The sequence below is a fragment of the Mucilaginibacter sp. P4_G9 genome, from assembly GCF_056400985.1.
Window position 1 is genome coordinate 1 of record NZ_JBFUKF010000379.1, and the last position, 4,762, is coordinate 4,762.

General features: G+C 41.8%; 3 protein-coding genes. 1 reads left to right on the plus strand and 2 read right to left on the minus strand.

The features are described 5' to 3' along the window. Positions 1 to 140 precede the first annotated feature (140 nt). Complete coding sequence (locus AC1DPZ_RS22060; protein ID WP_477407493.1) at positions 141 to 887, minus strand: segregation and condensation protein A; 747 nt, start codon at positions 885 to 887, stop codon at positions 141 to 143. Positions 888 to 1,102: 215 nt separating this feature from the next. On the opposite strand from AC1DPZ_RS22060, the gene dxs reads away from it, so the two are divergent. After that, positions 1,103 to 3,034, plus strand: a complete 1,932-nt coding sequence (gene dxs, locus AC1DPZ_RS22065; RefSeq protein ID WP_477407497.1) for a 1-deoxy-D-xylulose-5-phosphate synthase — start codon at positions 1,103 to 1,105, stop codon at positions 3,032 to 3,034. Positions 3,035 to 3,113: 79 nt separating this feature from the next. Here the strand turns inward: dxs and AC1DPZ_RS22070 are convergent, their stop codons facing one another. Then, complete coding sequence (locus AC1DPZ_RS22070) at positions 3,114 to 4,703, minus strand: gliding motility protein RemB (protein ID WP_477407495.1); 1,590 nt, start codon at positions 4,701 to 4,703, stop codon at positions 3,114 to 3,116. Positions 4,704 to 4,762: the final 59 nt, after the last annotated feature.

The following is a 4,762-nucleotide window of genomic DNA, read 5'->3' on the forward strand; positions in this document are numbered from 1 at the left end:
GCACAATATAATTTGCTGTTCAGGCACTTATAACCAATATGTTTTTGTTATAAACTTATCTTCCATTTACCAAAACAGATTTGAGAGTATCGTGTCTTGTCGAAGTAGAAATAATCCCTCGTCCGGTTATGTCTAATATCTCAAATCTCTTTAGACGAGATCCAAAAATTATTATACCCCAGTCCTATTTGTATATCAATCAGTTCCTGTTGCAGCATTTCAAGCACAGCCAGAAAGTTGTAAACAAAATGCACCTTGTTTTCTGATTCTTTAGCCAAAGCTTTAAAATCGAGCATTTTGTTAATCTTCAGCAAATCGGCAACCGCTTTCTTTTGCTTTTCAATAGTGTAAGGGTATTGCTCAACGGTGTGTTTTACCTCTTCGCTACGGTTTAGGTAGTTACGCATAAGGCGTTCATGTACCATCATTAATTTATACAGCGTTATTTCTGATAATTCCTCGCCGGGTAAAACTACTTTTTCAACCTGTTCCAGATCGTGTTTGATGTTGCCGCGTTTTTCCTGTTTAAATCTTTCGTCTTCATAAGGGCGCAACTCTTCGCACAATTCCTTAAACTTTTTATATTCTATCAGCTTCCTTATCAGGTTCTCTTTGGTATCAGTATCGTCGCCGGCATCTTCAGCCTCATACCGGGGCAACAGCATTTTTGCTTTTATGCGCATCAGCGTTGCTGCAACAAATATAAATTCACTGGCCAGCTCCATGTTAAGGCTGGTCATCTGGTGAATGTAGTTCAAAAAATCGTCGGCAATTTTGGCAATGGGGATATCATGAATATCAAGTTCATCCCGCTCAATAAAAAACAGCAGCAAATCAAACGGGCCTTCAAACTGGGGTAATCTTATGGCAAAGCTGTCGTCGGTCATATTTGTAGCAACAAAAGTAAGGGCTGAGAATCAAGAAACAAGAATCAAGAGGCAAGATTTTTGAATAATTTATTAAGAAACAAACAATTAAACCCTTTTCCTGATACCTGATTTTAATCTCCTTTCTCTTTCCCTCAAACAATTAATCCATTTTGATGTACTTTATTTATAAATAATTAGCTTACTTTGTAAGTTAAATACTCTTACGAATGTCTATGCAGGTACCGGCCGGAGATTTATTATCGAAAATAAATTACCCCTCTGATTTAAAGCAACTTAATGAAGACCAACTTGAAAAAGTTTGTCAGGAGCTACGCCAGTACATTATTGATGTGGTATCAGTAAATGGCGGTCACTTTGCTGCCAGCCTTGGTGTTGTGGAGCTCACAGTAGCCCTGCAATACGTTTTAAACACCCCTTATGACCAGTTAGTATGGGATGTAGGCCACCAGGCTTACGGCCATAAAATACTAACCGGCCGGCGCGAGGCTTTTCATACCAACAGAATTTATAAAGGCATTAGTGGGTTTCCAAAACGATCTGAAAGCGAATATGATACTTTTGGTGTAGGGCACTCCTCTACTTCCATATCTGTTGCTTTGGGCATGGCCGTTGCATCGCATTATAAGGGCGAGACCGACAGGCAGCATGTTGCCGTAATTGGCGATGGCGCCATGACTGCCGGGATGGCTTTTGAAGCGCTTAACCATGCAGGTATCGAAAACTCAAACCTGCTGGTGATACTGAATGACAACAACATGTCTATCGACCCTAACGTGGGTGCCTTGAAGGAATATCTTACAGATATTACTACCTCCAAGCCTTACAACCGTTTCAGGGATGATATTGCTCATGTGCTGGCCAAACTATCGGCCATAGGCCCGGATGCGTTCAGGATTGCTCAAAAATTAGAAAAAAGTATAAAAGGAACGTTGCTTAAACGAAGCAACTTTTTTGAAGCCTTAAAATTCAGATATTTTGGACCTATTGACGGGCATGATGTAAACCACCTGGTAAGGGTTTTAAAAGACCTGCGCAATATACCAGGTCCTAAAATATTGCATTGTGTTACTACCAAAGGTAAAGGCTATGCCCTTGCCGAAAAGGACCAAACCAAATGGCATGCGCCAGGCTTATTTGATAAAATAACCGGCGAGATCAAAAAAACAAAACAAGAGAAGCCGCAGCCTCCTAAATACCAGGATGTGTTTGGTATTTCTATAATCGAACTGGCCGAGCAGAACCCTAAAATTATGGGTATTACCCCAGCTATGCCATCAGGATGTTCATTAAACCTGATGATGAAAGCTATGCCTAACCGGGCATTCGACGTAGGTATAGCCGAACAACACGCCGTTACGTTTTCGGCAGGCCTGGCTACCCAGGGTTTAATACCATTTTGTAATATATACTCCAGCTTTATGCAAAGGGCATATGACCAGGTGATCCACGATGTGGCCATACAAAAACTCAACGTAATATTTTGTTTGGACCGTGCCGGTTTTGCCGGCGCTGATGGGCCAACCCACCATGGGGCTTATGACCTGGCTTATATGCGCTGCATCCCCAACATGACGGTATCGGCCCCGATGAACGAGGAAGAACTGCGCAACCTGATGTATACTGCTCAACAGGATAACATGGGTCCGTTTGTGATAAGATACCCACGTGGTAACGGTGTGATGGTTGATTGGCAACGCCCTTTTAAAGCTATACCTGTTGGTAAGGGACGTAAGATTTGTGACGGTGAGGACGTAGCGATACTATCGATTGGCGCTATTGGCAACGAAGTTGTAAAAGCAACTGCCGCTTTAAATACAGAAGGTTATTACCCTGCACATTATGACCTTCGTTTTGTAAAACCACTTGATGAGGCTTTATTGCACGATGTGTTCAGAAAGTTTGATAAAGTAATCACCGTTGAAGATGGCTGCCTTGAAGGCGGTATGGGGAGCGCTGTGTTGGAGTTTATGGCCGATAACGGTTACCAGCAAACACAGGTAAAACGATTGGGGATACCAGACAGAATAATTGAGCACGGCGAACAACCAGAACTTTGGGCCGAGTGCGGCTTTGATGCCCATGGCGTAGCTAAACAGGTTAAAAACTTAGGCGCCCAGAGGAGTGCGCATACGATAGCGTCGTAAAGCTTTATTCAGACCGGCGATGCTGAACGAACTGCGGATACCTCTGCCGGGTTAAACTACTTTTCTTATCGTACGCTCATCAATGTACCTTATAACTCGCCAGATCATTATACATACTGCGGAACGAACTGCGAATGCCAAAAGTTAGCATAGCTGTTTTATCATTAAACCGGTTGTTTTTTTCGGTACGGTAAAGGCCGCCAAGCTCGATACGCAGGTTGTATTTGGGATTAATAAGATAAGCTATTTTACCTTCCAAAAATACCATATTGGTAGTTAAGCCCTGGCCGGTGTAGTTACCGTTTTGCCTTACAGGATCAATATATACCTGGAAAAGGTCTTTTCCATAGTTTTGGCCGTTAATATCTAAGCCATAGTGACCATAATCAGCTTCACCAGAGAAATCGAACCTTTTGTAGGAGTAATTCAACAAGCCCACAACCTCGCGGAAGTTGGCCCCCCAAGGATGTGCAAGCGGCTCGCCATTGTCAGTATAATTTTGCACCGAACTGCGTTCAGAGTAGGTAAATGGCTTAGCGTTGTTAGTTTCAAGTAAGTAATTTAACCCTTTAACATTAAACAGGTTTGCTCCCCTGAATCCAAACTGCCATGCATATTTATTGCGGGAGCTTCCAGTGGCCGAGAAGAAATTTTTGGATTCAAATTCATCCAATGCAAATTGGGCGTATGCCGTGATACCATCACTTATTTTGTATTTACCGGTAAGTCCTAATAAAGCATTATCAGGCGAGCCATTTGACGCCTCAACCGGCCTTAAAAATATAATGGGATTAAGATAAGTAAAGTCAAAACCTCGCTGATGCCCTGCATCATCCTTTGCTCCCCATATGACCGAATCAAAAAATCCAAATGATAAACGGTTACTTACATTCCAGTCTAAATAATGAAACACGGCAAATTTTTTCCTGTCACTGTTATCAACACGGGCAGACAGCGGATCGTCCATATACGCCCACATAGCTATATATTTAACATTCCCCAGTGTGGCGGTTGCTTTAAAAAATGGGTAGGGGGATGCATAATCAGACAAGAGTACAGACCGGTAACCATCGCCAATAAATGTTTTATCGCGCCCGGCAGTTATATTTAAATATTTAGCTGGGGTATAGGATACCAGTGCCGTTATGTAAGACCAGCGGTACTCACTGCCATAAAGCCCGCCATAAGCCTGCCCGCGCACTATACCAACCTGGTTAGTGTAGGTAGCCAGGTACTCTGGTAACTGAGCCCTGTTTTCGTAAGCGCTTACGTAATAGGAAAACTGGTTGCCTAATGTTCCGCCTATCTGCAATCCTAATGAGCCGAAACTGGTATTCTTTTTGCCCGAAAAATCCCGGCTCACGTTAAAATCGGGTAACAAATCGGCATAGAAAGTTGAATTACTCCCTTTTACATCAATCTGGTGTTCATTAAAAAATTTACCATTAAAGCTGCCTATGTTATTCATTAACGAATCGTAATGATGTTTCAATAATGAATCATCGCCCAAAAAAGGCTTTAAGGAACTATGGAAACGGGTTTTAGTGGAATAAACATCCTCATTCAGTTTCTGGTAAAACTGGTACGAATAAGGTTGATATACAGATTGAGCTTTTAAAATTCCACCGGTTAAAACCAATAATAAAATGCTGGTAAAAATTTTCTTCATAGATGTAGAATTGCTAAAATCCAATTATTAATTATTCAAAATAATTAAGTGTCGTAAAC

Coding starts and splice junctions, on each gene's coding strand:
- dxs (WP_477407497.1), top strand. CDS start 1,103: ATGCAGGTACCGGCCGGAGATTTATTATCGAAAATAAATTACCCCTCT.
- AC1DPZ_RS22070 (WP_477407495.1), bottom strand. CDS start 4,703: ATGAAGAAAATTTTTACCAGCATTTTATTATTGGTTTTAACCGGTGGA.
- AC1DPZ_RS22060 (WP_477407493.1), bottom strand. CDS start 887: ATGACCGACGACAGCTTTGCCATAAGATTACCCCAGTTTGAAGGCCCG.